This is a genomic window from Microbacterium sp. RU33B, assembly GCF_900155915.1.
Taxonomy (GTDB): domain Bacteria; phylum Actinomycetota; class Actinomycetes; order Actinomycetales; family Microbacteriaceae; genus Microbacterium.
In genome coordinates, this window is sequence record NZ_FTPO01000001.1 from 217,899 (window position 1) to 241,022 (window position 23,124).

Genomic DNA, 23,124 nt, shown 5'->3' on the forward strand with positions numbered 1-23,124 from the left:
GGGGTTAGCGTGGAGGGATGCCGACTCCCTTCGACTCCCTCGACACGTTCCTCGCGATCCCCCGGATCGAAGGGCTCGCGCTCTCGCCCGACGGGACCCGCGCGGTCCTGACGATCGCCGCCCTCAAGAAGGACGGGACCGGCTTCGACCGGTCGCTCTGGGAGATCCCGGCCGACGGGTCGGAGGGTGCCCGGCGGCTGACGCGCTCGGCGAAGGGCGAGTCCGCGCCGCGGTACACGTCATCCGGCGATGTGCTGTTCGTCTCGGGCCGGCCCGACTCCGACGCCGACGAAGATTCCGAGACCGGCCAGCTGTGGGTGCTTCCGGCCGGCGGAGGAGAGGCGCGGGCCGTCACGCGTCTGGCCGGCGGGGTGTCGGATGTCTCGGCCGTCGCGGAAGCGTCTGCTCGGGTCATCCTGGCCGCCGACCTGCTGCCGAGTGCGACGTCGATCGAGGACGACGCCAGGCTCCGCGCCGCGCGCAAGAAGAAGAACATCTCCGCGATCCTGCACGAGGGCTACCCGGTGCGCTACTGGGACCACGACCTCGGTCCGGCCGATCCGCACCTGCTCTCTCTCGATCTCGGCGATCTTCGCGACACCGTCGGCGCCGTCCGCGACGAAGCCCCGGATGCCGAGAAGGCCGACTCCGACGCTCCTGCCCCCTACCCCGCCTCGCTTCCGCGGCCCCAGGATCTGACTCCGCGGCCGGGCCGAAGCGCGGACGCCTCGGGGGTGGCGGTGACTCCCGACGGCACGACGGTGATCGCGGCGCTGCGGGTCTCGGAGGGGTACGGCTTCCGCACGCGACTGGTGTCGATCGACGTCGCGTCGGGTGAGCACACGATCGTTCGCGACGAGCCGCGGGTCGATTTCGAGCTCCCGGTCATCAGCCACGACGGCACGCTCCTGGCGTACGAGCGCACCGAGAAGAGCACGCCCGACGGCCCCACGCAGATCGAGGTGTGGGTGAGCGCGCTCGACGGCTCGCACGCCCGCAGAATCGTCGCCGACTGGGACCGCTGGCCGTCGAGCCTGGCCTTCGACCACGACGACGCCGCGCTCATCGCGACCGCCGACCAGAACGGCCGGGGGCCGATCTTCCGCCTCCCGCTGGGCGAAGGCGCGGCCGTCGAGCAGCTCACCGATGACGACTTCACGTACACGCACGTCGCGGTCGATCGCGCGACGGGAGATCTCGTCGCCCTCCGCTCGAACTGGATGGCCCCCTCCCACGCCGTGCGCGTGACGCGCGACGGGTCCGTCATCCCGCTCGCGGCGCCCGTCGCCCTGCCCGAGGTCCCCGCCACGATGACCGAGGTCGAGACCACCGCCGACGACGGCGCGCGCGTGCGCGGCTGGCTGCTGCTCCCCGAAGGCGCGACGGCGGATGCTCCAGCCCCCCTGCTGCTGTGGATCCACGGCGGTCCGCTGAACAGCTGGAACGCGTGGAGCTGGCGTTGGACCCCGCAGCTCGCCGTCGCCCGCGGCTACGCGGTGCTGCTGCCCGACCCCGCGCTCTCCACGGGATACGGACTCGACTTCATCGCCCGCGGCTGGAACGCGTGGGGGGCCGCTCCCTACACCGACCTGCTCGCCATCACGGATGCGGTGGAGGCGCGCGCCGACATCGACGAGACGCGCACGGCGGCGATGGGAGGCTCGTTCGGCGGGTACATGGCCAACTGGATCGCCGGTCACACCGATCGCTTCCGCGCGATCGTCACGCACGCGAGTCTGTGGGCGCTCGACCAGTTCAACCCCACCACCGATCTGTCGTCGTACTGGCAGTCGATCTTCACGCCCGAGGCGATGATCGAGAACTCCCCGCACCGGTTCGTGCGCGACATCCGCTCGCCCCTTCTGGTGATCCACGGCGACCGCGACTACCGCGTGCCGATCGGCGAGGGCCTGCGGCTGTGGTCGGAGCTCAACGACCACTTCGCCGCCGACGACGGCACGATCGTGCACCGGTTCCTGTACTTCCCCGACGAGAACCACTGGATCCTGAAGCCTCAGCACGCCGTCGTCTGGTACGAGACGGTGTTCGCGTTCCTCGGCCAGCACGTGCTCGGCGAGGAGTGGAAGAAGCCCGACGACCTCGGCTGACGGCGGAGGTCAGCCGAGAGCGGCGATCCACTGCGCGAAGGTCTGGCGACCGAGGACCGCGTCCGGCGAAGGCAGGAGCCCGCCTCCGCGCGCCGCGCGGCCGAACGCGCCGGGAAGCGCGAGCGGCACGACGACGCCGCGGCGTCGCGAGGCCGCCGCGTACGCCCTCATCATGTCGGGGAGCCACTCCTCCCGGGGGCCGGCGAGGTCGGCCGCCCGCCCCGCGGGCTCCGACTCGGCGAGGTCGACGAGACGCTCGCCGACCTCTCGCGCCGCGACGGGCTGAGTGCGCATCTTGGGCGCGATGTGCACCGGGCCGACGCCCGCGAATTCCCAGACCTGCGGTGCGAATTCGTGGAACTGCGTTGCGCGCGCGATCGTGAACGGGATGCCGCTCGACGCGGCAGCCTGCTCCTGGGCGGCCTTCGCGCGGTAGAGCGGATAGTCGATGCGGTCGCAGTTGACGATCGAGAGCACGACGATGTGCGGCGGGCGAGAGGCGACGAGCGCCTGCAGGACGGCCGTGTGGAACGCGGCCGGGTCGCCTTTCCCCCGGACCCCGGATGCGTCGATGACGACATCCGCGCCGTCGAGCGCAGCCGCTGCGCCGTCTCCCGTGGTCAGATCGATCCCCGCGGACCGGGACAGCACGACGACGTCGTGACCCCGCTCGCGCGCGACCGACACCGCCTGCGCTCCCGCCCGCCCCGTTCCGCCTGCGACCGCGATCCTCATGCCGTTCCTTCATCGCCGATTCGACATTCCGCTTGACCCTCTCACTGTGTCAGGGTCGAGTGTGGTCTCCAACATGTACACCATCGGAGAGTTCGCGGCTCACGGGCGCGTGAGCGTGCGGATGCTGCGCCACTACGACGCGATCGGGCTGCTCGTTCCCGCGCAGGTCGATCCCCAGTCGGGATACCGCCGCTACGAACCGACGCAGCTCGGTTCGCTGCTGCGGATCGTCGAACTGCGCGACCTCGGCTGTTCGCTCGAGGACGCCGCCGCCGTGCTGGGTGCGGGGGACGAGAAGGCCGCGCTGCGCGCCGTGCTCGAGCATCGGCGTGCCGAGCTCGAGGCATCCCTCGCCGCAGACGAAGCGCGCCTCGCCCGCCTGACCGCGCGGCTCTCCACCATCGAAGGAGCACACCCCATGTCCGAACTCGTCTTCCGCAGCCTGGAGCCCGTCACCGTGTACGCCGCTCGCGGCACCGCCCCGGGAATGGGACCCGAGAACGTATCGCCGGTGATCGACCGCATCCTGCCTCCGCTGGAGGCCGCGCTCGCGGCATCCGGAGTCGACTATCGCGAGCCCGGCATCTTCTGGTACGAGCCCCTCGCCGGCACCGACGACCTCGGCGTCAACGTCTCCTGGGTGGCCGGAGGCGAACCCCGGGCAGGAGAGGGCTGGGAGGTCGTGGAGCTGCCCGGCGCCGATCGGGTCGCCGTCTGGACGTACGAGGGCGACATGCCGGGCATCGGCCGCGCGTGGCACGAGTTCATGGTGGCGATGGATGCCGCCGGCTGCGAACCCGTCGGACCCTCACGTGAGGTCTACCTCAAGGCCGATGGCCCGCAGACGGAGTGGGTGACCGAGCTGCAGCAGCCCGTCAGGTGACGTCGACCGGTCCGGTGGCGAGGTCGGCCGGCTCCGGCAGAGCGGAGCCGGGAGGGCTGGGTTCGACATCCGGCTGGGCGAGCGTCGCGATCACGACGCCGCCGAGGGCGATCGCGCCGCCGACCGCCTTCACCGGATCGATCGTCTCGCCGAGCAGCAGGGCGAAGCCGTAGCCGAGTGCGGGAATCCCGGCCGTGGCGACCCCCGAGACCGCGGCAGGGACGCGCTCGGCGCCGTAGTTGAACAGCACGAGCGTGGGCGCGGTGATCACGATGCCCAGCGCCACGATCGCCAGGAGGCCGCGCAGGTCGGTGGGAGCGGCGGCCGCACCGGTGGCGACCTCCCAGCCCAGCCACGGCAGCATGATGACGGTGCCCCAGACGCCCGTCGCGGTGGCGAGCACGATCGCGTCGGGCGCGTCGTCGCGGCCCGCGTCGCGGCGCAGCAGCACGGTGTAGATCGCGTAGGAGGCGAGCGCGACGATGTTGAGCACGACGCCGAGGTCGAGGCGGAAGCCGGATGCCGCGACCAGTCCGACGCCGATCGTGGCGAGCGCGAGGCCGACGACCGTGCGGCGGGCGAGCCGCTCGCGGATCATGATGACGGCCGCGATCGCGGTGAGCACGGGCAGGAGCGAGACGACGAGCGCGGCGGTGCCGGGCGTCGTGAACAGCAGCCCGATGTTCGCGAACGAGTAGTACAGCGTGACGCCGGTCAGGCCGAGCAGGATCGTGCGCGGCCGGCGCAGCGTGCGGAGGAAGTGCGGGCGGCGCGCGGCCAGCGGCACGAGCACGATGAGCGCGATCGCGAAGCGCGCGACCGAGAGCACCGCCGGAGAGCCGGTCTCGAGCGCCCAGCCCGAGAACACGTACGCGATCGACCACAGCACGACCGACAGCCCGATCGCGGCGAGGGGCAGCCAGCGAGTCGACACCGGCTCAGTGTAGTGACGTGACGGCTGCGGTCAGAGCTGTGCGCCGTTGTCGTACGGGTCGTCGAGGCCCGGCGTGCGGCCGCGCCACGACTCGTACGCGATGACCCAGCCGATCGAGACGATGGCGGCGATCGTGAGGCCCAGCCACACGTTCTGCAGGATCAGGCCGACGAGCACGCCGAGGCCGAGCAGCACGACCGTGCCCGCGATCCATCCGATGCGTCCCTTGGGCCAGCCGGTGCGTGACGTCGTCATGCCGTCAGCCTAGAGGACCCGGGCGACGGGCCTGCGGAGTGCACGGCAGTGGAGGTGCCCACCGACACGCGGGCTTCGGTCGCCCGGATGCCGCGTGTCGGCCGTCGCCTGCGCGTCCGTGCACGTCGGATGTGCAGGCGCGCCTCGGGCGAAGGGAATGCGCGGAGGCATCCGTCGTTCCACCTCGTATGACAACAGTGGGAATCATCGGAGCAGGACACATCGGCAGCACCCTCGCGAAGGGGCTCGTCGACCGCGGCTACGACGTCGTGATCTCCAACTCGCGAGGACCGGAGACGCTGGCGGATCTCGTCGCGGAGCTCGGCCCGCGCGCGCGGGCGGCGACGGCCGACGAGGCCGCTGCGGCGGGCGACTGGGCGATCGTGACGGTGCCGCTGAAGGCCCTGGATGCCGTGCCCGTCGCACCGCTCGCGGGCAAGATCGTGGTCGACACGAACAACTACTACTGGGAGCGCGACGGCCGGATCGCCGAGCTCGAGGCCGGACAGGTGACGACGTCACGGATGCTGCAGCGCCACCTCCCCGAGTCGCGCGTCGTGAAGGGGTTCAATCACATCATGTCGGGCGACATCCTGACCGACGGAACCCCCGCGGGCACGGTGGACCGCCGCGCGCTCGCGACCTCGAGCGACGATGCCGAAGCAGTCGAGTTCATCACAGCGCTGTACAACCAGTTCGGATTCGACACGGTCAACGCGGGCCCGCTCGATGAGAGCTGGCGCGTCGAGCGAGACCGCCCGGCCTACGTCGTCCGCCAGAACGCCGACGAGCTCGAGGCGAACCTGGCCCGCGCCGAGCGCTAGGAGCCGGCTTGAGGAGCCGCGCGAGCGCTGATCGTCGCGATCAGCGCTCGCGGTGGTCTTCGGGGTGCAGGCGGGCGCCGCGCCGGGGCTCCTGGATGCCGCTCGCGTAGATCAGACGGATGATGCGCTGGCGGTGCCCGGCCCAGGGGGCCAGGAGTTCGAGCATCCCTGCGTCGTCGGTGCGGGTGCCCGTGAGGGCATAGCCGACCTGATGGGCGAGGTGGTAGTCGCCGACGCTCACGGCGTCGGGGTCGCCGAACGCGCGGATGCGCGTCTCCGCGCTCGTCCACGCGCCGACGCCGCGCAGGCTCGTGAAGACGCGCTCGCGCTCGTCGCCCGTCGCCGCGGCCTCGGCCGCCCGCACGATCGCATCGCCGCGGCGGGCGGCGTCGACGATCGTGCGCGACTGCGGCGGCTCGAGCCCCGCGCGATGCCACGACCACGACGGGATGCTGCGCCATCCCTCGATCGACGGCGGAGCGAACATCGCGATCGGCGTCGGGCCGGGTGCGCGTTCGCCGTGCCGCGTGACGATGCGTCGCCACGCGCCGAATGCCTGCAGGCCCGTCACCTTCTGCTCGAAGATCGCACTCGCGAGGGCGTCGAAGACGAGGTCGGTGCGGCTCAGCCGGAGGCCCTGGTTGCGGCGATGGAGCTCGGCGAAGCGCTCGCCCGGCTCGAACGATTCGAGATCGTCGTCGGCGCCGCACAGCGCGGGAAGCTGCGTGAGCGCCCAGGCGGCGCCCGGACCCCAGGCCGCCCCCTTGATGACGCCGCCGCCCGTCTCGCGGATCGCGAGCGTCGCGACCCCCTCGGGCGTGCGCGACGCGCGCCAGATGACGGCGCCGTGCGTCGTCATGGTGGGGTCGTGCGCCCCGCATCGCTGCGCGAGCACCGTCCGGTGCAGGGCGACCGGATGCTTCGGCCGGTACTCGGTCTCGAGCGGACGCGCGTGGACGGCCGTGCCCTGCCGCGACTGCGATGCGGGGGAGGCCGTCATGCGCCCACCCTACGTCGCGGTCGCGACATCCGACTCCCCGCCGACGGAGCCGGCCCGTCGCACTCTGCAGGCGCGGACACCCCGCAGGGGACGGTCAGAAGCGGTCGGGCGAGGGAGTGCCGTGGCCGTAGCGGATGACCACGTCGGCGTGACGGTCGAAGCGGTAGCCGACGCCGCGCACGGTGCGCACGATGTCCTCGTAGCGGCCGAGCTTGGCGCGCAGGCGCCGCACGTGCACGTCGATCGTGCGCTCGCCCGGGGCATCCGCGTCGCCCTGGCTCCACAGCGAGCCGACGAGCTCGGTGCGCTCGATCGTGCGGCCCTCGCGGAGCACGAGGTACTGCAGGAGCTCGAACTCCTTGAACGTGAACGCGGCGGACTCGCCGTCGATGAGCACGCGCTTGCGCGAGATGTCGACGACCACGCCCCCGGCGGCGCTGTCCTCCTCGGCGACCTCGTCCTGCTTCGTGCGGGCGACGGCCGACGGCTCGTGGAGCGCGAGGCGCACGACGTCGACGTCGCGTCCGCCCGAGCCGACGGGGGCGAGCGCGACGGTCGCGTACGTCTCGGCGTTCGGGGCGAGGTCGGCGATCGTGCGGCGGAGGGCCTCGACGAGAACGCCGAGGCTGACGCCGGATGCCGCAGCCTTCGCCTCGTCGAGACCGACGTACAGCGCGAAGCCGCGCGGAGACGTGCCGGCGGGGAGGTGGCGGACGGGCTCTTCGGCCCGCGGTGCGGGGGGCGCCTCGTCGACCGTCGGAACGGGGGAGGTCACGGCGCGGAGGTGGCGGACGGGGGCGGAGCGCTCGAGGAGTGCGGAGTTCGACATGGGAGTGGGAGTCCTTGCGGGAGTCGGCCGGGGCCGGGAGGGTGTGCTGCGAATCGGCTCCGAGCTGCGGACGAGAGGTCCGAGCGGGCCGGGTGCGAGGCATCCGGATGCGCGTGATGGTGGCGCGCTGCTCCGGTGCTCGGGGGGACTCGGAGTGCGGAGGTCGGCTCGATGGAGATCAAGAGCCGATGCTGCGCACGAGTCCGGCGGAGGTCACCGTGCTAGTGGCACATTCGACAACACATGACAACGCGGCCGGCCATGAGGCCGGCAGTCCTGTTCGCCTCCCGGGCGGACAGAGCGTGCGTGTTGTCAGTCATGAGGCCGATTATGACCGAATGCGTCGTCATGCGTCAAATCGCACGGATGCAAGGGGTCGTGCATGACGAAATGTGACAGATTGCTCAGTCCGGGCAGACTGGTGCTTCGCGGCGGGTTCGAGACGAAGGAGCGGGGCGTGAGGTTGACCGACGGGTGCTCGCAGGAGCGGCTCGGATGAGGATCCGTGTGGTCGGGGTGTCGGGATCGGGCAAGTCGCATCTGGCGGCGCAGATCGCGCGCCGCTGCGGGATCGCCCGCCTCGAGCTCGACGCGGTGTTCTGGGATGCCGAGTGGACCCACCGCGACCCGGAGGAGGCCCGTGCGATGGTGCGGGAGTTCGTCGCCGGACACCCCGACGGCTGGGTCGTGGACGGCAACTGGACGTCGAAGCTCGACGGACTACTCGACCCCGGCACTTCCGGTGGCGCCGACGTCGTCGTGTGGCTCGACCATCCGCGTCCGGTCGTGATGCGCCGGGTGATCCGTCGCACCCTGCGCCGCGGCATCCGGCGCGAGGTGCTGTGGCACGGCAACCGGGAGCGCGCTTCGTCGTGGCTGCGACGCGATCCGGAGGAGAACATCATGCGCTGGGCGTGGGTGCAGCATCCCGTCGTGCGCGAGCGGATGCTGCGGAGGATCGACGAGGGCTGGCCCGTCGTCCGCCTGCGCGATCAGGGTGAGGTCGACGCGTGGCTCGCGTCGGTCGCCGACGGGTCGTGACCGAGCGACCCGATCGTCGGCGCACCGGCGTAGCCTCGAAGGGTGACTTCGCTCGTCTTCACACATGAACCGGATGCCTCCCGCTACACGCTGCGACGCGGCACCGACCTCTTGAGCGTCCTGGACTACCGCGACGACGGCACGACGGTCGCGATGACCCGGGCCTACACGGTGCCCACCTTCCGCGGCCACGGCTACGCCGGCGAGGTCGTCGACAGGGCCGTCGCGTCGCTCGAGGCCGCCGGCGACCGCTCCGTCATCCCGGTGTGCTGGTACGTCGCCGACTGGTTCGCGGCCCACCCCGAGCGCGCGGCGATCCTGCACGAGCGGCGCTCGGCCTGACCGCGCGGAGCACGCACGTCGTCCCGCGCGTGTCAACCCCGCGCTCGCGCATCGCAACAGCCACGAGGGTGGGGGCATGGACAACGAACGCGAACTTCCCGAGGGCGTCATCGACGCGAACCCGGCCGGCGGCTGGGACGGCGTGGACGACGCCGAGACGCAGGAGCAGAGCGACGCCGTCGCGGCATCCGCTCCCGAGGGGCCGGTGGAGAGCACCGTGCCCACCCAGGGGATCGATCCCGATCTCGCGACCGACGACAGCACCGACGAGCACACCGAGGAGCAGGCACGATGAGCGCTGAGCAGCCGAACGAGCAGAACGAGCCGATCATGGATCAGCACCAGGCTCCCGACACCGACAAGATCGCCGGCATCGTGGTGCAGACGAGGTCGGATGTCGGCACCGAGACGCCGGAGCGCATCATCGAGGTGCTCCGTCAGCGGTTCGCGGATGCCGGTCTCGACGTCTCCGACGAGGAGACGGCCGACCTCGCCCAGCAGATCGCGACGGGCGACGCGAAAGCGGAGTAGCCCGCGCGGCAGGACCCGCGCGCTACGCTGACGCCTGTGGATCTGGAGTCGGTGTTCACGGACGTCGCCGTGGTGTTCGAGGCGATCGGTGCGACCACGATGGTGGTGGGCTTCGTCATCGCGCTCGTGCTCGGCATCCGCTCCCTGCAGCGCCGTGAAGGCGGGCAGACGGCGTTCTCGGTGCTGCGCAACACGCTCGGCGCCGCCATCCTGCTCGGACTCGAAGTGCTCGTCGCCGCCGATCTGATCCGCACGATCACATCGAAGCCGTCGATCGAAGACGCTCTGATCCTCGGCATCATCGTCCTCATCCGGACGGTGCTGTCGATGTCGATCCAGATCGAGATCGAGGGCGTCGTGCCGTGGCGACGCGCACTGCTGCGCAGCGGAGGCCAGCTCCTCGGAGACGCCGTCGCCCGGGATGCCGCAGCCACCGCCGCGACGAAGGCCGCCGCCCGCGACTGACGGCGTCGGGGTCAGCCGTCGGCGACCCGGGTCTCCTCGACGAATGCCACGATCGCCGCCGCGGCGGGTCGGGCATCCCGGATCATGGTCTCGTGACCGTGGCCCTCGATCTCCGTGAAGCGGCCCTCGGGCAGGAGATCCGCGACCGTCCGCGCCCAGCGCCGCGGTGAGACGGTGTCCTGCGAGCCCCGGAGCACCAGCGCCGGCACGGCCACGCGCGGATACGTCTGCTCGGGACGGTGCGAGAGCATCGCGCGCATCTTGAGCCGCAGGTTCGGACCGGCCCGGAGGTATTCACGGCCTCCCCGGACGATCACGGTGGGGCTCTCGATCGCGAGGTCGTGCGCGAGGCGGAGCAGCTGCCGTGATGCCGTGCGCGCCTCCGCATCGACGGTGGGTCCCACCAGCACGACGCGGTCCACGAGTCGGGGATGGCGTGCGGCGAGCTCGACGGCGACCTGCGTGCCCATCGAATGCCCGACGACCGTGACGTCCGACCGCGGCCGATCCCGCAGCGCCGCCCCGACGATGTCGGCGAGGCGCTCGATCGTCGGCGTGCGCGGCGGCTCGGCCGCCTCGCCGTACCCCGGCAGGTCGATCGCGATCGTGTGCGCGTCGTCGCCGAGCTCATGGATGAGGTCGGCGAACACGCTGCGACCCATGCCGATGCCGTGCAGCAGCACGATGATGCGCGATCCGACGCCGTGCTCCTCGACCACGATCTGCGCGCCGTCGTGCGCGAACGTGGAGACCCGGCCGCGGGGGCGGTCACGAGGCGCGCGCGATCGTCGGCTGTCGGTCACTCCTCGACAGTAGCGGCCGGTGTGGGCGCCGGCCCGCGGGCCTCTCGGGCGATGTCCGCGGCCTCGCCTACCGTGAAGGACATGCGCATCCTGCACACGTCCGACTGGCACATCGGCCGGTCGTTCCACGGGCACTCGACCCTCGAGGCGCTGCGCGGCGTCCTCGAGGCGATGACGGCTCAGGTGCGCGAGCACGAGGTCGACGTGGTGATCGTCGCGGGCGACGTCTTCGACTCCGCCGTGCCGGCCGCGGCCAGCTACACGCTCCTCTCCGACGCGCTGCGCGGTCTGTCCGACGCGGGTTCCCGCGTCATCGTCACGAGCGGCAACCACGACTCCGCGGCCCGGCTCGGCTTCCAGTCCGCGCTGCTGCGCGACGGCATCCACGTCGTGACCGATCCGCTGTCAGTGGGCGAGCCCATCTCGGTCGACGACGTGCACGGCCCCGTGCACTTCTACGGCATCCCGTACCTCGAACCGGCCCTCGTGCGTCACCTGTGGGACGGCGTCGAGGTTCGCACGCAGGCGCAGGCGATCGCGCAGGCCATGCGGCTCATCCGCGCCGATCAGGCGCAGCGACCGGGCCGCTCGGTGGCGATCTCGCACTGCTTCGCCGCCGGTGTCGCGGCGACGCCGGGTGTCGAGCGCGACATCCAGCAGGGGGGATTGGACGTCGTGCCCCTCTCCACGTTCGACGGCCCGGACTACGTCGCACTCGGGCACATCCACGGGCGCGCCGAGCTCTCCGCTCGTGTGCGCTACGCCGGTGCCCCGCTGCACTACAGCTTCGGCGAGGCAGACAAGCCGCGGGGATCGTGGCTCGTCGACCTCGACGCCGACGGTCTCGCCCGCGTGGAGTGGCTGGCGCTTCCCGTTCCACGGGTGCTCGTGCGCCTCGAAGGGCCGCTCGACGAGCTGCTCGCCGATCCGCGCTTCACGCACGCCGAAGACGCGTGGGTGAGCGCACGCTACACCGATGCCGCTCCGCAGCGCGATCCGATGCGGCGCCTCCAGCAGCGGTTCCCGTTCTGCGCCGCGGTCGCCCACGCTCCGGCGATCGTCCGCGAAGACGACGGGCTCACGTACGCCAACCGAGTCCGTGCGTCCCGCGACGATCACGAGCTGATCGACGCGTTCCTGACCCATGTCCGCAACGGCGTGGGGGCCTCCGAGCGGGAGAGCGAGATCATCCGTGAGGTCATCTCGGCCCGCGGCTCGGAGGACGCTCCCGCGAAGAAGGCCGTCGCCGAGGCTCCGGCGTGAAGCTGCATCGCCTCGAACTCGAGGGGTTCGGGCCGTTCCGCACCCGGCAGACCGTCGACTTCGACGCTTTCGAAGCCGACGGCCTCTTCCTGATCTCGGGACGCACGGGTGCCGGCAAATCGAGCATCCTCGACGGTGTCTGCTACAGCCTGTACGGCACCGCCCCCCGCTACGACGGCGGCGACCGCGGACTCCGCAGCGATCACGTCGACCCCGATGAGCCGACGGAGGCGCGGCTCGAGTTCACGGCTCAGGGGCGTCGGTGGCGCATCGCCCGCTCACCCGAGTATCAGCGACCCAAGGCGCGCGGTGCCGGGATGACCACCCAGAAGTCGACCGTGCTGCTCGAAGAGCAGATCGACGGCGGGTGGATCGGCCGCGCGACGAAGTACCGGGAGGCGGCTGAGCTTCTCGACGAGATCCTCGGGCTCAACCGCGACCAGTTCCAGCAGGTCATCCTCCTCGCACAGAACCGGTTCGCCGAGTTCCTCCTGGCCGGCAACGACGATCGTCAGGCGCTGCTGCGCACGCTGTTCGGCACCCGACGCTACGAGGAGTACGAGGCGGCATTCGAACAGCGCCGCCGCGACGCGCAGCAGGGCGTCGAGGCCGAGGCTGCAACGCTTCAGGCCCAGCTCCTCCATGCGGAGTCGCTCGTCGATGACAACCAGCTGCGCGGCGCCGCGGGGGCGGATGCCGGAGAGTCGACCGCACCTCCGACGACGGTCGAGCGACTCGCCGAGATCGAGCGGGCTGTCCCGCGGGCGAAGTACCGTGCCGACGAGTCCGTCCGTCGCCGCACCGAGGCGCAGTCCGCGCACGACGACGCCCTCGCCGCGTTCGGTGCCCGCAGCGCTCTGCGCAAGACGCAGGAGGCGCGGATCGTCTCCCGCACGGCGTTCGCGGCGCTCGAGGAGCAGTCGGCGCAGATCGCCGACCACCGCTCTCGGCTGAACAGGGCCCGCGCCGCGGAGAGCCTGCGTGCGCCGATCGAGACGGCCGCACGAGCCCGGGCCGCCGTTCTGCGTGGGGTCCAGGGGGAGGAGTCTGCGCGCAGCCTCTGGCTCGTCGAAGGTGAGCCCGACGCCGACCCCGCTGCATTGCGCGCGCTCATCGACGATCTCGGCGGGGATCTCGCCGTCTGGTCGCAGGCGCTCGAGGCGGAGCGCGCCCTCACCGATCTCGAGTCCGTGCGCCGTCGTGCGGAGGAGATGGTCGCGACGCTCGCGGCGGAACGCGATCGGCTCGACGTCGCACGCGCGGTGCGCGCCGACCGGCTCGGCGTGCTCGATGGCGAGATCGCCGCCGCAGAGGTCGATGCTCCTCCCGTCGAGCCCGCCCGTGCGGCGCTCGGGACGGCGGCGGCGCGGCTCGACGCGGGCCGCGAGGCCGAACGGCTCGCACCCCTCGCGCAAGAGGCCGACGCCGCGCATCTCGACGCGGTGACCGCGCGCGATCGCGCCGCCGCCGAGGTCCAGGCGCTTCTCCGGCGCCGGCTCGCCGGGTACGCGGGTGAGCTCGCGGCAGCCTTGACCGACGGAGAGCCGTGCGCGGTCTGCGGCTCGACGGAGCACCCGCATCCGTCCGCCGCGTCCGCCGAGCCCGTCAGCGACGAGGACCTCGCTGCGGCGGAGGCCGCTGTCGACGCGGCGAACGCCGTCGTCGCACGGGCGTCGGAGCAGTCCCGCGCCGCCCGCAGCCTCCACCACGACGCCGCGGCCCGCGCGGGCGGGGTCGCCCTCGCCACGCTCGAGGCCGAGCACGCCGACGCCGCACGGCTCGTCGAGGCAGCGGTCCAGGCATCCGCTCGCCTCCACGCGCTGAAGGACGAGCTCGCCGCGCTCCGGGCCGATGAGACCCGTGCCGCCGACCAGCGCGATGCGCTCGCGGCACGCCTCGCCGAGATCGCGACGGCGGCCGCGACGGCCGCTCAGGAGGAGGCGGCCGCGCGAGCCACCGTCGTCGCGGCGCGCGGAGACCACGCCACGGTCGCCGACCGCATCAGGGTGGCGACCCGCCGGCGCGAGCGGGCCCGTGCGCTCGCCGACGCCGCCGAAGAGCTCACCCGCCTCGTATCCGCTGCACGCGCGGCCGACGCCGACCGCGACGAGCGCCTGGTCGCGTCGGTCTTCGCCGACGCCGCGGAGGCGACCGCGGCACTGCTCGACAGCGACGCGCAGGCCGCGCTGGCCGAGGAGGTCCGCCGACACGAGATCGCCCTCGCCACCGAGCGCGAGCGTCTCCTCGCCCTCGAGACCCAGCTCGCGGGGGCGCCCGAAGAGCTCGTCGACCTCTCCGAGGCATCCGCCGCGGCGTCCTCGGCCCGCGACGCCTGGAACTCCGCCGTGGCCACCGCCGCTCGCGACGCCGAGATCGCGACGCAGCTCGCGGATGCCGCGGCACGGGCGACGGCCGCGCACGCGTCGGCGGGCATCCGGGCCGCGGAGTACGACGTGATCGCCGGACTCGCCGGTGCCGTCGCCGGCCGCACCGACAGTCGCATGGACCTCGAGACCTTCGTGCTCGCCGCCGAGCTCGAAGAGATCGTCGCCGCTGCCAACCTGCGCCTCGACGCGATGTCACTGGGCCGGTACCGGCTGCAGCACACCGACGCGGTCGGGGCGCGCCGTGTCGCGTCGGGCCTCGGGCTCACCGTGCTCGACGCGTACACCGGCCAAGCCCGCCCGCCGCAGTCGCTGTCCGGCGGCGAGACGTTCCTGGCCTCGCTCGCCCTCGCTCTGGGCCTCGCCCAGGTGGTCACCGCCCGCAGCGGCGGCGTCCGGCTCGACACCCTGTTCATCGACGAGGGCTTCGGCTCGCTCGACTCCGAGACCCTCGAGCTCGCGATGCGCACACTCGACGAGCTCCGCCACGGCGGCCGCACCGTCGGCCTCATCAGCCACGTCGAGGCAATGAAGGAGCAGCTCCCGGCACGACTCGTCGTCGAGGCGACCCCGCAGGGCCCGAGCATCATCCGCCAGGACGTCGCGATCCCGGTCTAGCCCGGCGATCAGGGCGTCCGGTCGGGCTGTTGTGCACCGCGCCGCACGGGTATACCCTTTCGCCGTGATCGGGCCTCATCGGCAGATCACGGGTCGGCCGAACGGCCTCCCACCCCGCCCGAACCGCCGGATCGATCGCACCTGGCACGCGCGATCGCGCCCGCCACGGCCTCTGCCGCGCCCCCGTCGCTCCGCTGAGAAGCAGCGTTCCACTCCTCCCACACCGTCGTGAACCGGAGTCCTCGATGTCTTGGTCCACTCGTGCACGCCGCATCCTCGCCTCGATCGTCGCCGCGGCGGTCCTCACCTCCGGAGCGGTGTTCGGCGCGGGGGCGGCATCCGCTGCTCCCCCGCCGCCGACACTGGTCGCCGCCCTCGGCGACTCGATCACCCAGGCGTCGATGAGCTGCAGCTCACTGCTGCTCTGTCCGTCCAACAGCTGGTCGACCGGAACCGCCGTCAACTCCCACGCGCAGCGCCTGAAAGTGCTGAACCCCGCTCTGACGACGGCGAACCTCGCGGTGCCGTCGGTGACATCCGCGGCCCTCCCCGCCCAGGCTCACGCCGCGATCGTGCGCGGTGCGCAGTACGTGACCATCGAGATCGGAGCCAACGACGCCTGCACGAAGACCGTCGGCGCGATGACCCCCACGGCGGTCTACAGCGCCAACGTCTCGGCGGCCATCACCGCGCTCGGGGCGCAGGGGACGCAGATCTTCGTGGCCAGCATCCCGAATCTGCAGCGGATGTACGACATCAACAAGTCGAGTCTGAGCGCCCGACTGACCTGGAGCGTGCTGGGACTGTGCCAGTCCATGCTCGCCAACCCGTCGAGTACGAAGGCCGTGGACGTACAGCGGCGTGCTGCGGTGCAGGCGAGGGTCAACGAGTACAACGTCGCTCTGCAGCAGGCGTGCGCAGCTGTCGCGACGTGCCGCTTCGACGGCTTCGCTGTCGCGAACTACGCCTTCACGAAGGCGCACATCTCGACCCGGGACTACTTCCACCCGTCCACCACCGGTCAGTCGGTGCTCGCGGAGATCACGTGGAACGCATCGCAGTGGGCGCAGTGACGCCGCCATGAGCTGGGGATGAAACGGGGCGGCACCCCGAAGGAGTGCCGCCCCGTTTCGTGCGGTCGATCAGCCGCCGAGGTGCTCCTCGGCGGCGGCGACGATGATGTCGACGAAGCGGGTGGCCTGCTCCTCGGTCATCGCGTCACCCGATCCGGCCGCGGCCTGCACGAAGGCCTGACGTGCCGCGTCGCCGCCCATCAGGAATCCCTGGCCGGTCGCGACGAGGATCTCGTCGGAGTAGACGCTCTCGAGCAGCTCCTCGGTCATTCCGGGCTGGATCTCCTGGAACAGCGCCGTGAGCTGCGGTCGCACGGCGGCCACGAAGGCGGCCTCGTCGGCGGTCGCGGTGCCCTCTTCCGCGGCGCCGTCGTCGGTCGTGCCGTCTTCGCCCTCGACGGAGACCTGCGGCGACGGCACCTCGATGGGCTCGGAGCCGTTGGAGCTCCCGGCGGCGGACAGGCCGATCAGGACGAGCGAGAACGCGAGCGCTCCCACCCAGACGGCGCCTCCGACGACCGAGACGACGACCGCGCCGATGCCGAGGCCCTTGCCCCCCTGCGTGCGCTTGACGAGGGTCATGATGCCCAGGACGAGACCGACCAGCAGCACCAGTCCGCCGAGGATCGCGAACACGAGGCCCACCCACAGGACCGGAAGGAAGCCGACGAGCACGAGGACGAGACCGGCGATCGACGTGACGAGCGCGATCAGACCGAGCTTCTTGGGTCGCGTGTCGGGGCCCGCGGGCTGCGGCGGAGCGTCGTACGCCGGCTGCTGCGGCGCGCCGTACGCGGGCGGGTAGGCGGCGGTCGGCTGGTCGGCGCCGGGCGTGAACGACACGGTCGACTGGTCGGCGCCGGGCTGCGGCTCGGGCTGGCGCCCGGGGTCGTTCGTGGTCATGCGTCCCCCCAGGGATCGATGGCGGTGGATGCCGCGAGTGCGCGGGACGAGGCATCCCGAGGCGGCCCTTCACCCTACCCGCCGCGGGAGAACGCCACCGGCGCTTAGGCTGGACGGGTGAGCAAGAGCACCCTGTGGACCGTCGTCGGAGTCGTCGTGGCGGTCCTGATCGCCTGGTTCCTCGTCGACCTGCTCTTCAGCGTGGTCTGGCTCATCGTGCGGATCGGCTTCGTCGCGGTCGTCGCGGTGATCGTGTTCTTCGTGCTGCGGATGCTGTTCGCCCGCGGCAGCTCTCACTCCGACTGATCAGAGGTCGTACTCGACCCGCACGACGTCCCACAGCTGTGCGCTGCAGATCGCCACGGTCTCGCGCCAGTCGGTGATCGCGTCGTCCTGCGCGCGATCCGACACGGCCTTGAGCACCCGGATCGGCACGCCGAACTGCGCGGCGACCCACGCGTACGCGTACGTCTCCATGTCGACGAGGCTCCCTCCGAGCGCGCGGATCGCCAGCGCCGCATCCGGGTCGTCGACGAAGTGGTCGCCGGTGGCGATCGTGACGCCGTCCCGTCCGAGCGGCACGACCGTGGGAAGCGAGACGTGCTGGCCGACGATGCCGTCGATGTCGGTGACGTCGTGCTGGATCGCCGCGCCCACCTCGTAGACGCTCGCCTCGAGGGCGGGGTCGATGCCGCCCGCCGTTCCGACCACGAGGATCTCGTCGTACGTCCGCGCCTCGAGCGCCCGAGTGAGCGCGACGGCACCCTGGAGCTTGCCCGGCCCGGTGACGAGGCGATCGAACCCAGGGAGATCTGCGGGGAAGGCGACGAGTTCGGCTTCGAGGGCGGCGACGAGGAGCTTCACGTCATCCATCATCCCGCCTCGAGGCCCGTTCCGGCCTCGATGCGACGCGCTGTCGGTAGCCTGAACTGATGAGTGCTCCTCCCGCCACCGCCGCGATTCCTCTGACAGCGGCGAAGCGGTGGCGGGCCTTCTGGGTGTGCGTCGCCGTGGCGGCGATCACGATCCTCGATCTGACGAAGGTCAACGTCGCCCTGCCTTCGATCGGCACGGTTCTCGACGCAGGCTCGACCGAGCTCCAGCTCATCGTCTCGGGCTTCGTGCTCACCTTCGGGCTCGCCCTCGTGCCGTTCGGACGCTTGGGCGATCAGCGGTCCCGGCGCATGCTGTTCGTCATCGGCCTGTCGCTGTACACGGCGACCAGCATCCTGTGCGCGCTCGCCCCCACCGCGGAGGTGCTGCTCGTCGCCCGGCTCCTGCAGGGAGTCGCGGCCGGCATCCAGATGCCGCAGGTGCTGGGCATGGCCCAGGAGCTCTTCCAGGGCAAGGAGCGCGGGCGGGCGTTCGGTCTCTTCGGAGCCACGATCGGCATCGCCACCGCCTTCGGGCCGACCCTCGGCGGCCTGCTCATCGCACTCGGCGGACCCACCGACGGCTGGCGCCTCATCTTCTGGATCAACGTGCCGCTGTGCCTCATCGCGATCGCGCTCGTGCTGTGGATGCTCCCGGCCACCCGCACTCGCTCGTCGCGCGCGGTCGAGCTCGACCCCATCGGACTCCTCCTGTTCGGAGCATCCGTGGTCGCGCTCATGTGGCCGTTCCTGTTCACGACCGGCGCCCCGACCGACAATCCCGCCCGCTGGTGGCTGCTGGTGGCGTTCGTGCTCTTCGTCTCCGCATTCCTGGCCTGGGAGCGCCGCTACGCCGCGCGGGGAAAGAGCCCGCTCATCCCGCTGCCGCTGTTCGCGATCGCGTCGTATCGCAACGGGACGCTCCTCCAGACGGCGTACTTCACGGCGGCGCCGGCCATGTTCCTGCTCACGACGCTGTTCCTGCAGATCGGCCTCGGGCTCGAGCCGGTCTTCGCGGGCATGGTCTCGATCGGCTTCGCCCTCGCCAGCGCCGTCTCCTCGTGGATCGGCGGCAACCTGGTGGGGCGCTTCGGGCGCCCGGTCGTCGTGTGGGGTCTGGTCGGGATGCTCGCCTCGATCGGCGGCCTCGTGCTGGCCGCACTGTTCACCGCCCCCGAGTGGACGCCGTACGTGATGGCCGGAGTGATGATCGTCGGCGGCTTCGGCGGCGGTCTCGTGATCGCGCCGAACCAGACGCTGACGCTCGCCGACATCCCCGTGAAGCAGGGCGGCGTCGCGGGCTCCGTCGGACAGCTCGGCCAGCGGATCGGCACGGCCATCGGCACCGCTGTCGGTCTCTCGCTGTTCTACGCCACGATCTACCGGGAGGACGACGCGACCGCCGACATGCTCGTCGTCTACCACGACGCCTACGCGATCGGCATGATCTCGGTCGCGCTGTTCCTGGCGCTGGCGTTCATCGTGTCGGTGCTCGACCTCAAGGAGCGGCGCCGCAACGGCTCGTGACGGGCCGGGTCACCCGAAGAGGTCGTCGAGCTCGATGGGGATGCCGGTGTGGTCGAGCAGCGCCTGGCGCGCCGCGAACCAGCCGGGCATCCCGGTGACGCCCGGACCCGGGGGAGTGGACGCCGAGGCGAGGTACACGCCGCGCACCGGCGTGCGCCAGGGCGCACGCGACACGACCGGTCGACGCACCGTCTGGGCGAGGGTGAAGGCTCCTCCCAGGATGTCTCCGCCGACGTCGGCCGGATTGAAGGCCGGGCGTTGGGCGGCCGTCATCGCCCGCGACGCGAGGATGCGGTCGCGGAAGCCCGGGGCGAATCTCTCGACCTGGCGTGTCACGGTCTCGGTCGGGTCGAACGTCGACCCGGCGGGCACGTGGATGTACGCCCACAGCACCGCTCCGCCCGCCGGCGCGCGGGAGTCGTCGAGCACCGACGGCTGCACCGCCAGCACGTAGGGCCGGTCACTGACGCGTCCGGCGGCGACGGCGTTCTCGCTCGCCTCGACCTCGGCACGCGCGCCGCCGATGTGCACGGTCGGCGTGCGTGCGACATCCGGATTCGTCCAGGGGACCGGTCCGTCGAGCGCGAAGTCCACCTTCGCGGCCGCCGCCCCGTAGCGGTAGCGGCCGATCGCGCGGGCGTACCGGGCGGGCAGATCGGGGTGGGTGAGCAGGAGCCGGGGCGACGCGTCGAGCAGCAGGAGGTCGCCGCCCTCCGGATCGCCCCAGTCGAGCGCCCTGAGCGAGTCGACCCGGACGCCCGTCTCGATCTCGCCGCCGTGCGCGCGCAGATCGTCCGCCAGGACGTCGGCGATGGCCTGCGCTCCACCGCGCGGATACGCCCAGCCGTCGCCGACGTGGGCGTGCGCGGCCAGGAACAGGCCCGAACCCGCCGCGGGAATCGACGGCAGCGCCGTGTTCGCGTGGGCGTAGACGCCGGCGAGCAGGGCCTGGGCCTCCTCGGTCGCCAGCGTCGGCAGGCCGAGCCCCGTCTGGAGCACGCGGGCGACGAATCGTGCGGCGGTGAGCGGATGCCGCGGCATCCGCAGCAGCTGGTTGCCGGTCAGGTCGAGGACGCCGTCGAGGTGACGGGCCAGCGGACGGATCAGGGCGCGCCAGGCGCGGGCATCCCTTCCGAGCTCCTCCGCTGTCCGATCGAGATCGCGCCAGGCGATGGCGGCGCGCCCTCCGTCGAGAGGATGCGCGTAGGCGGCATCCGGAACGTTCCAGGCGATACGCTCGCGCAGCCCGAAGGAGCGGAAGAAGGCCGAGGTCAGCGCGGCGGGATGCGCCGCCGAGCCCACGTCGTGGTGGAAGCCCGGCAGGGTGAGCTCCGCGGTGCGGATGCCGCCGCCGACGGTCTCCGACGCCTCGAGCACCCGCACGTGGAGTCCGGCGCGTGCGAGCGCGACGGCGGCGGCGAGCCCGTTGGGTCCGCTGCCCACGATCGTGGCGCGTCTGGCCATGCCCTCAGTCTGTCACCGCCGACCGGCATCTCGGGGTCAGAGCAGTCGATACCCCGCGCCGCGCACCGTCTCGATCCGATCGGCGCCGAGCTTGTGCCGGAGGTATCCGATGTAGACGTCGGCGACGTTGGAGCCGGGGTCGAAGTCGTACCCCCAGACGCGGCTCAGCAGCTGCTCCCTGCTGAGCACCTGTCCGGCGTGACGCACGAGCTCCTCCGCGAGGGCGAACTCCCTCGCGGACAGCTCCACGGTGTGGCCGCCGACGGTGGCGCGACGGGTGCGGATGTCGAGCGAGACGTCGCGGTGGGTCAGGGTGGTCTGCGAGCCGGCGTCGTCCTTGCGCATCCGCAGGCGGATGCGGGCGAGCAGCTCGTCGAAGCGGAAGGGCTTTCCGAGGTAGTCGTCGGCGCCGCCCTCGAGGCCGGCGACGGTGTCGTGCAGCTCGATGCGCGCCGTGAGCATGATCACGGGCAGCCGCGACCCCGATCCCCGCAGCTGCTCGAGGACGTCGAACCCGTCGAGGCCGGGCATGTTGACATCGAGCACCATGAGGTCGAACTCGTCGCTCAGGGCGAGGTCGAGCGCCTCGGTGCCCGTCCGCGCGACGCGGGTCGCATAGCCCGCGGAGCGCAGGCCCTTGTCGATGAAGCCCGAGATGCGGGCCTCGTCGTCGGCGATCAGGATGGATGCCACGCGTCAGCTCCTTGCGACGGTCGAATCTGCCAGGTCGTCCGCCGGCGGTGCGGGCGGAAGCGGAGGCGGGGGGCCCGGAGGCGCGACCTGCCGTGAGCCCGCCGAGCCCGGTCGGGCGGTCGCCACGAGCGGCACGGTGATCACGAAGACCGCTCCGCCGCCCTCGGCGTCCACGACGCGGATCGCACCCCCGTGGGCGCGGGCGATGACGTCGACGATGTGGAGGCCGAGACCGCTGCCGGCGGCCTCGGGCTCGCGGTCGTCGGTGCCGCGGCGGAACCGGTCGAACACGTGCGACTTCGCCTCGTCGGGGACACCGGGTCCGTGGTCGCGCACCCAGATCTCGAGCCCATCGCCTGCCACGCGGCTGCCGATCGTCATGCGTCCTCCGCCGTGCGTCACGGCGTTCTGCGCCAGCTGCAGCAGGGCCTGCGTGATCCGCGCGGGATCGACGAGGGCGACGACATCCGCGACACGGCCCGACGTCACCTCCGCCCCGTCGATGCCCTCGGCCTTGCGCACGATCTGCCGCACGAGGTCGGCGGCATCGGTGGGGTGCGGGGTGATCGGAGTGGGCCCGAGCAGCATCGCGGCCTGAGCGAGATCCTGCACGAGCACCCCCATGCGCTCGAGTTCGTCCACCGCGAGGACGGCGGTCTCGCGCACGTCGGCGGGGTCGTCGGGATCCATGACCTCGAGGTAGCCGCGCACGATCGTGATCGGGGTCTTCAGCTCGTGTCCGACGTCGCTCACGAGGCTCCGCTGCGACTCCAGGGCGTCGTCGAGCCGGTCGAGCATGTCGTTCATCGTGCGGGCGAGGTCCGACACGTCATCGCGGCCGTGCACCGGGATGCGCTCCGACAGCGAGCGGGCGGAGACGTGCTCGGCCGTACGGCGCATGTCGCGCAGCGGTCGCAGCAGGCGACCGGCGGCGAACCAGGCCACCGCGGCGACGATCAGCACGGCGATGACCGTGGAGACGAGGTAGACCTGCCCGGCGACGCCGATCTCGGCCAGTTCGCCCTCGAGGTCGTAGACCATCACGAAGACGCCAGCCGAGCTTCCCGCCGGCCCCGCGGCCACGGGCGTGGCCAGATAGCGCCAGGCGACGCCGTCGTCGGTGAACGTGCCGACGACCGGATCGCCGTCGCTGGTCTCCGCCACGACGCGCGTGACGAGTCCGGTCGCTCCGGCGAGGTCGACGTCGAGCGCGACGCCGGGCACGAGCGCGATCGCGCCGTCGACGATGCCCATCGCGCCCGTGTTGTCGTCGGGGCTCATGCGCTGCACGACGTCGTGCAGCGCATCGGCCGACGATGCCCAGTCGGCGTCGCCGCCCGGCCCCTGCGCGACGAGGAACCGCGCCGACTCGAGGTGCGCCGCGAGCCTCTCATCGACCTGCGCGAGGATGCGCTGCCGCTCGACCGAGTAGACCGCGACGCCGACGACGGCGAGTCCCACGGCCGCGACCAGGGTGATGACGGCGATGAGCCGCATGCGCACGGAGATCGCCGGCATCCTGCGCCGCCGCATCGCAGGCCGACCCGCGCGTGATCCGGCATCCCCCATGCTCACCA

At 71.9% G+C, this 23,124-nt stretch carries 24 protein-coding genes; 13 read left to right on the top strand and 11 right to left on the bottom strand.

Annotated features, from left to right (window positions below):
- Positions 1-17: 17 nt before the first annotated feature.
- On the top strand, positions 18-2,108 hold the full coding sequence (locus B0B14_RS01005; protein WP_076679567.1) for a S9 family peptidase: 2,091 nt from the start codon (positions 18-20) through the stop codon (positions 2,106-2,108).
- Between the two features lie 9 nt (positions 2,109-2,117).
- On the opposite strand, the gene B0B14_RS01010 is transcribed toward B0B14_RS01005, so the two are convergent.
- Positions 2,118-2,843 (bottom strand): SDR family oxidoreductase, encoded by a 726-nt coding sequence (locus B0B14_RS01010; RefSeq protein ID WP_076679568.1) that lies wholly within the window; start codon positions 2,841-2,843, stop codon positions 2,118-2,120.
- Between the two features lie 73 nt (positions 2,844-2,916).
- On the opposite strand from B0B14_RS01010, the gene B0B14_RS01015 reads away from it, so the two are divergent.
- Positions 2,917-3,726, top strand: coding sequence for a MerR family transcriptional regulator (locus B0B14_RS01015; RefSeq protein ID WP_076681194.1), 810 nt, complete (start codon positions 2,917-2,919; stop codon positions 3,724-3,726).
- Here the strand turns inward: B0B14_RS01015 and B0B14_RS01020 are convergent.
- On the bottom strand, positions 3,719-4,660 hold the full coding sequence (locus B0B14_RS01020) for a DMT family transporter (RefSeq protein WP_076679569.1): 942 nt from the start codon (positions 4,658-4,660) through the stop codon (positions 3,719-3,721). The two genes, B0B14_RS01015 and B0B14_RS01020, sit on opposite strands and share 8 nt — an antisense overlap.
- Positions 4,661-4,690: 30 nt before the next feature.
- Complete coding sequence (locus tag B0B14_RS01025) at positions 4,691-4,915, bottom strand: hypothetical protein (protein ID WP_076679570.1); 225 nt, start codon at positions 4,913-4,915, stop codon at positions 4,691-4,693.
- Positions 4,916-5,103: 188 nt separating this feature from the next.
- Between B0B14_RS01025 and B0B14_RS01030 the strand changes: the two genes are divergently transcribed.
- Positions 5,104-5,739, top strand: a complete 636-nt coding sequence (locus B0B14_RS01030; RefSeq protein WP_076679571.1) for an NADPH-dependent F420 reductase — start codon at positions 5,104-5,106, stop codon at positions 5,737-5,739.
- A gap of 40 nt (positions 5,740-5,779) precedes the next feature.
- Here the strand turns inward: B0B14_RS01030 and B0B14_RS01035 are convergent, their stop codons facing one another.
- Together B0B14_RS01035 and B0B14_RS01040 are read right to left on the bottom strand one after the other, a co-directional pair.
- The gene (locus B0B14_RS01035; protein WP_076679572.1) at positions 5,780-6,739 is read right to left on the bottom strand and encodes a DNA-3-methyladenine glycosylase family protein; all 960 of its coding nucleotides are present in this window, start codon (positions 6,737-6,739) and stop codon (positions 5,780-5,782) included.
- A gap of 94 nt (positions 6,740-6,833) precedes the next feature.
- Positions 6,834-7,568, bottom strand: coding sequence for a winged helix-turn-helix domain-containing protein (locus B0B14_RS01040; protein ID WP_076679573.1), 735 nt, complete (start codon positions 7,566-7,568; stop codon positions 6,834-6,836).
- 495 nt (positions 7,569-8,063) lie between these two features.
- On the opposite strand from B0B14_RS01040, the gene B0B14_RS01045 reads away from it, so the two are divergent.
- From B0B14_RS01045 to B0B14_RS01065, 5 genes are all read left to right on the top strand, one after another.
- Positions 8,064-8,609, top strand: a complete 546-nt coding sequence (locus B0B14_RS01045; protein WP_076679574.1) for a P-loop NTPase family protein — start codon at positions 8,064-8,066, stop codon at positions 8,607-8,609.
- Positions 8,610-8,651: 42 nt separating this feature from the next.
- A complete protein-coding gene (locus B0B14_RS01050) occupies positions 8,652-8,951 on the top strand; it encodes a GNAT family N-acetyltransferase (protein WP_076679575.1) in 300 nt (99 codons plus the stop codon).
- A gap of 76 nt (positions 8,952-9,027) precedes the next feature.
- A complete protein-coding gene (locus B0B14_RS01055; protein ID WP_076679576.1) occupies positions 9,028-9,246 on the top strand; it encodes a hypothetical protein in 219 nt (72 codons plus the stop codon).
- Positions 9,243-9,482, top strand: coding sequence for a hypothetical protein (locus B0B14_RS01060; protein ID WP_076679577.1), 240 nt, complete (start codon positions 9,243-9,245; stop codon positions 9,480-9,482). The genes B0B14_RS01055 and B0B14_RS01060 overlap by 4 nt, the downstream gene beginning before the upstream one ends.
- 36 nt (positions 9,483-9,518) lie before the next feature.
- The gene (locus B0B14_RS01065; protein WP_076679578.1) at positions 9,519-9,947 is read left to right on the top strand and encodes a DUF1622 domain-containing protein; all 429 of its coding nucleotides are present in this window, start codon (positions 9,519-9,521) and stop codon (positions 9,945-9,947) included.
- Between the two features lie 11 nt (positions 9,948-9,958).
- Here the strand turns inward: B0B14_RS01065 and B0B14_RS01070 are convergent, their stop codons facing one another.
- Complete coding sequence (locus tag B0B14_RS01070) at positions 9,959-10,750, bottom strand: alpha/beta fold hydrolase (RefSeq protein WP_076679579.1); 792 nt, start codon at positions 10,748-10,750, stop codon at positions 9,959-9,961.
- A gap of 81 nt (positions 10,751-10,831) precedes the next feature.
- Between B0B14_RS01070 and B0B14_RS01075 the strand changes: the two genes are divergently transcribed.
- The 3 genes from B0B14_RS01075 (at position 10,832) to B0B14_RS01085 (ending at position 16,088) form a co-directional block, all read left to right on the top strand.
- Entirely contained in the window at positions 10,832-12,013 is a 1,182-nt protein-coding gene (locus tag B0B14_RS01075; protein ID WP_076679580.1) for an exonuclease SbcCD subunit D, read from the top strand.
- Positions 12,010-15,015 (top strand): AAA family ATPase, encoded by a 3,006-nt coding sequence (locus B0B14_RS01080; RefSeq protein ID WP_076679581.1) that lies wholly within the window; start codon positions 12,010-12,012, stop codon positions 15,013-15,015. The genes B0B14_RS01075 and B0B14_RS01080 overlap by 4 nt, the downstream gene beginning before the upstream one ends.
- Before the next feature lie 245 nt (positions 15,016-15,260).
- Positions 15,261-16,088: a GDSL-type esterase/lipase family protein gene (locus B0B14_RS01085; RefSeq protein WP_076679582.1), complete on the top strand. Its 828-nt coding sequence runs from the start codon at positions 15,261-15,263 to the stop codon at positions 16,086-16,088.
- Positions 16,089-16,157: 69 nt separating this feature from the next.
- On the opposite strand, the gene B0B14_RS01090 is transcribed toward B0B14_RS01085, so the two are convergent.
- Positions 16,158-16,991, bottom strand: coding sequence for a hypothetical protein (locus tag B0B14_RS01090; protein ID WP_076679583.1), 834 nt, complete (start codon positions 16,989-16,991; stop codon positions 16,158-16,160).
- A gap of 117 nt (positions 16,992-17,108) precedes the next feature.
- Here B0B14_RS01090 and B0B14_RS01095 point away from each other — a divergent pair, with 117 nt between their 5' ends.
- A complete protein-coding gene (locus tag B0B14_RS01095) occupies positions 17,109-17,297 on the top strand; it encodes a hypothetical protein (RefSeq protein ID WP_076679584.1) in 189 nt (62 codons plus the stop codon).
- Here B0B14_RS01095 and B0B14_RS01100 read toward each other — a convergent pair whose 3' ends face one another.
- Entirely contained in the window at positions 17,298-17,864 is a 567-nt protein-coding gene (locus B0B14_RS01100) for a phosphorylase family protein (RefSeq protein ID WP_256714207.1), read from the bottom strand.
- A 59-nt stretch (positions 17,865-17,923) separates the two neighbouring features.
- On the opposite strand from B0B14_RS01100, the gene B0B14_RS01105 reads away from it, so the two are divergent.
- Positions 17,924-19,390, top strand: coding sequence for an MFS transporter (locus B0B14_RS01105; protein ID WP_083710248.1), 1,467 nt, complete (start codon positions 17,924-17,926; stop codon positions 19,388-19,390).
- A gap of 9 nt (positions 19,391-19,399) precedes the next feature.
- Here the strand turns inward: B0B14_RS01105 and B0B14_RS01110 are convergent, their stop codons facing one another.
- From B0B14_RS01110 to B0B14_RS01120, 3 genes are read right to left on the bottom strand one after another with little or no spacing between them, the layout of a single operon-like run.
- Positions 19,400-20,854, bottom strand: a complete 1,455-nt coding sequence (locus B0B14_RS01110; RefSeq protein ID WP_076679585.1) for a phytoene desaturase family protein — start codon at positions 20,852-20,854, stop codon at positions 19,400-19,402.
- 36 nt (positions 20,855-20,890) lie between these two features.
- Positions 20,891-21,547: a response regulator transcription factor gene (locus B0B14_RS01115; RefSeq protein ID WP_076679586.1), complete on the bottom strand. Its 657-nt coding sequence runs from the start codon at positions 21,545-21,547 to the stop codon at positions 20,891-20,893.
- Positions 21,548-21,550: 3 nt separating this feature from the next.
- The gene (locus B0B14_RS01120) at positions 21,551-23,065 is read right to left on the bottom strand and encodes a sensor histidine kinase (protein WP_076679587.1); all 1,515 of its coding nucleotides are present in this window, start codon (positions 23,063-23,065) and stop codon (positions 21,551-21,553) included.
- Positions 23,066-23,124 lie beyond the last annotated feature (59 nt).

Excerpts from the sequence above, each read along its gene's own strand:
- B0B14_RS01100 (WP_256714207.1), bottom strand. The coding sequence starts at position 17,864 with ATGGATGACGTGAAGCTCCTCGTCGCCGCCCTCGAAGCCGAACTCGTC.
- B0B14_RS01120 (WP_076679587.1), bottom strand. The coding sequence starts at position 23,065 with ATGCCGGCGATCTCCGTGCGCATGCGGCTCATCGCCGTCATCACCCTG.
- B0B14_RS01005 (WP_076679567.1), top strand. The coding sequence starts at position 18 with ATGCCGACTCCCTTCGACTCCCTCGACACGTTCCTCGCGATCCCCCGG.
- B0B14_RS01045 (WP_076679574.1), top strand. The coding sequence starts at position 8,064 with ATGAGGATCCGTGTGGTCGGGGTGTCGGGATCGGGCAAGTCGCATCTG.
- B0B14_RS01010 (WP_076679568.1), bottom strand. The coding sequence starts at position 2,843 with ATGAGGATCGCGGTCGCAGGCGGAACGGGGCGGGCGGGAGCGCAGGCG.
- B0B14_RS01060 (WP_076679577.1), top strand. The coding sequence starts at position 9,243 with ATGAGCGCTGAGCAGCCGAACGAGCAGAACGAGCCGATCATGGATCAG.
- B0B14_RS01030 (WP_076679571.1), top strand. The coding sequence starts at position 5,104 with ATGACAACAGTGGGAATCATCGGAGCAGGACACATCGGCAGCACCCTC.
- B0B14_RS01035 (WP_076679572.1), bottom strand. The coding sequence starts at position 6,739 with ATGACGGCCTCCCCCGCATCGCAGTCGCGGCAGGGCACGGCCGTCCAC.
- B0B14_RS01105 (WP_083710248.1), top strand. The coding sequence starts at position 17,924 with ATGAGTGCTCCTCCCGCCACCGCCGCGATTCCTCTGACAGCGGCGAAG.
- B0B14_RS01055 (WP_076679576.1), top strand. The coding sequence starts at position 9,028 with ATGGACAACGAACGCGAACTTCCCGAGGGCGTCATCGACGCGAACCCG.
- B0B14_RS01090 (WP_076679583.1), bottom strand. The coding sequence starts at position 16,991 with ATGACCACGAACGACCCCGGGCGCCAGCCCGAGCCGCAGCCCGGCGCC.
- B0B14_RS01015 (WP_076681194.1), top strand. The coding sequence starts at position 2,917 with ATGTACACCATCGGAGAGTTCGCGGCTCACGGGCGCGTGAGCGTGCGG.
- B0B14_RS01040 (WP_076679573.1), bottom strand. The coding sequence starts at position 7,568 with ATGTCGAACTCCGCACTCCTCGAGCGCTCCGCCCCCGTCCGCCACCTC.
- B0B14_RS01085 (WP_076679582.1), top strand. The coding sequence starts at position 15,261 with ATGTCTTGGTCCACTCGTGCACGCCGCATCCTCGCCTCGATCGTCGCC.
- B0B14_RS01025 (WP_076679570.1), bottom strand. The coding sequence starts at position 4,915 with ATGACGACGTCACGCACCGGCTGGCCCAAGGGACGCATCGGATGGATC.
- B0B14_RS01075 (WP_076679580.1), top strand. The coding sequence starts at position 10,832 with ATGCGCATCCTGCACACGTCCGACTGGCACATCGGCCGGTCGTTCCAC.
- B0B14_RS01110 (WP_076679585.1), bottom strand. The coding sequence starts at position 20,854 with ATGGCCAGACGCGCCACGATCGTGGGCAGCGGACCCAACGGGCTCGCC.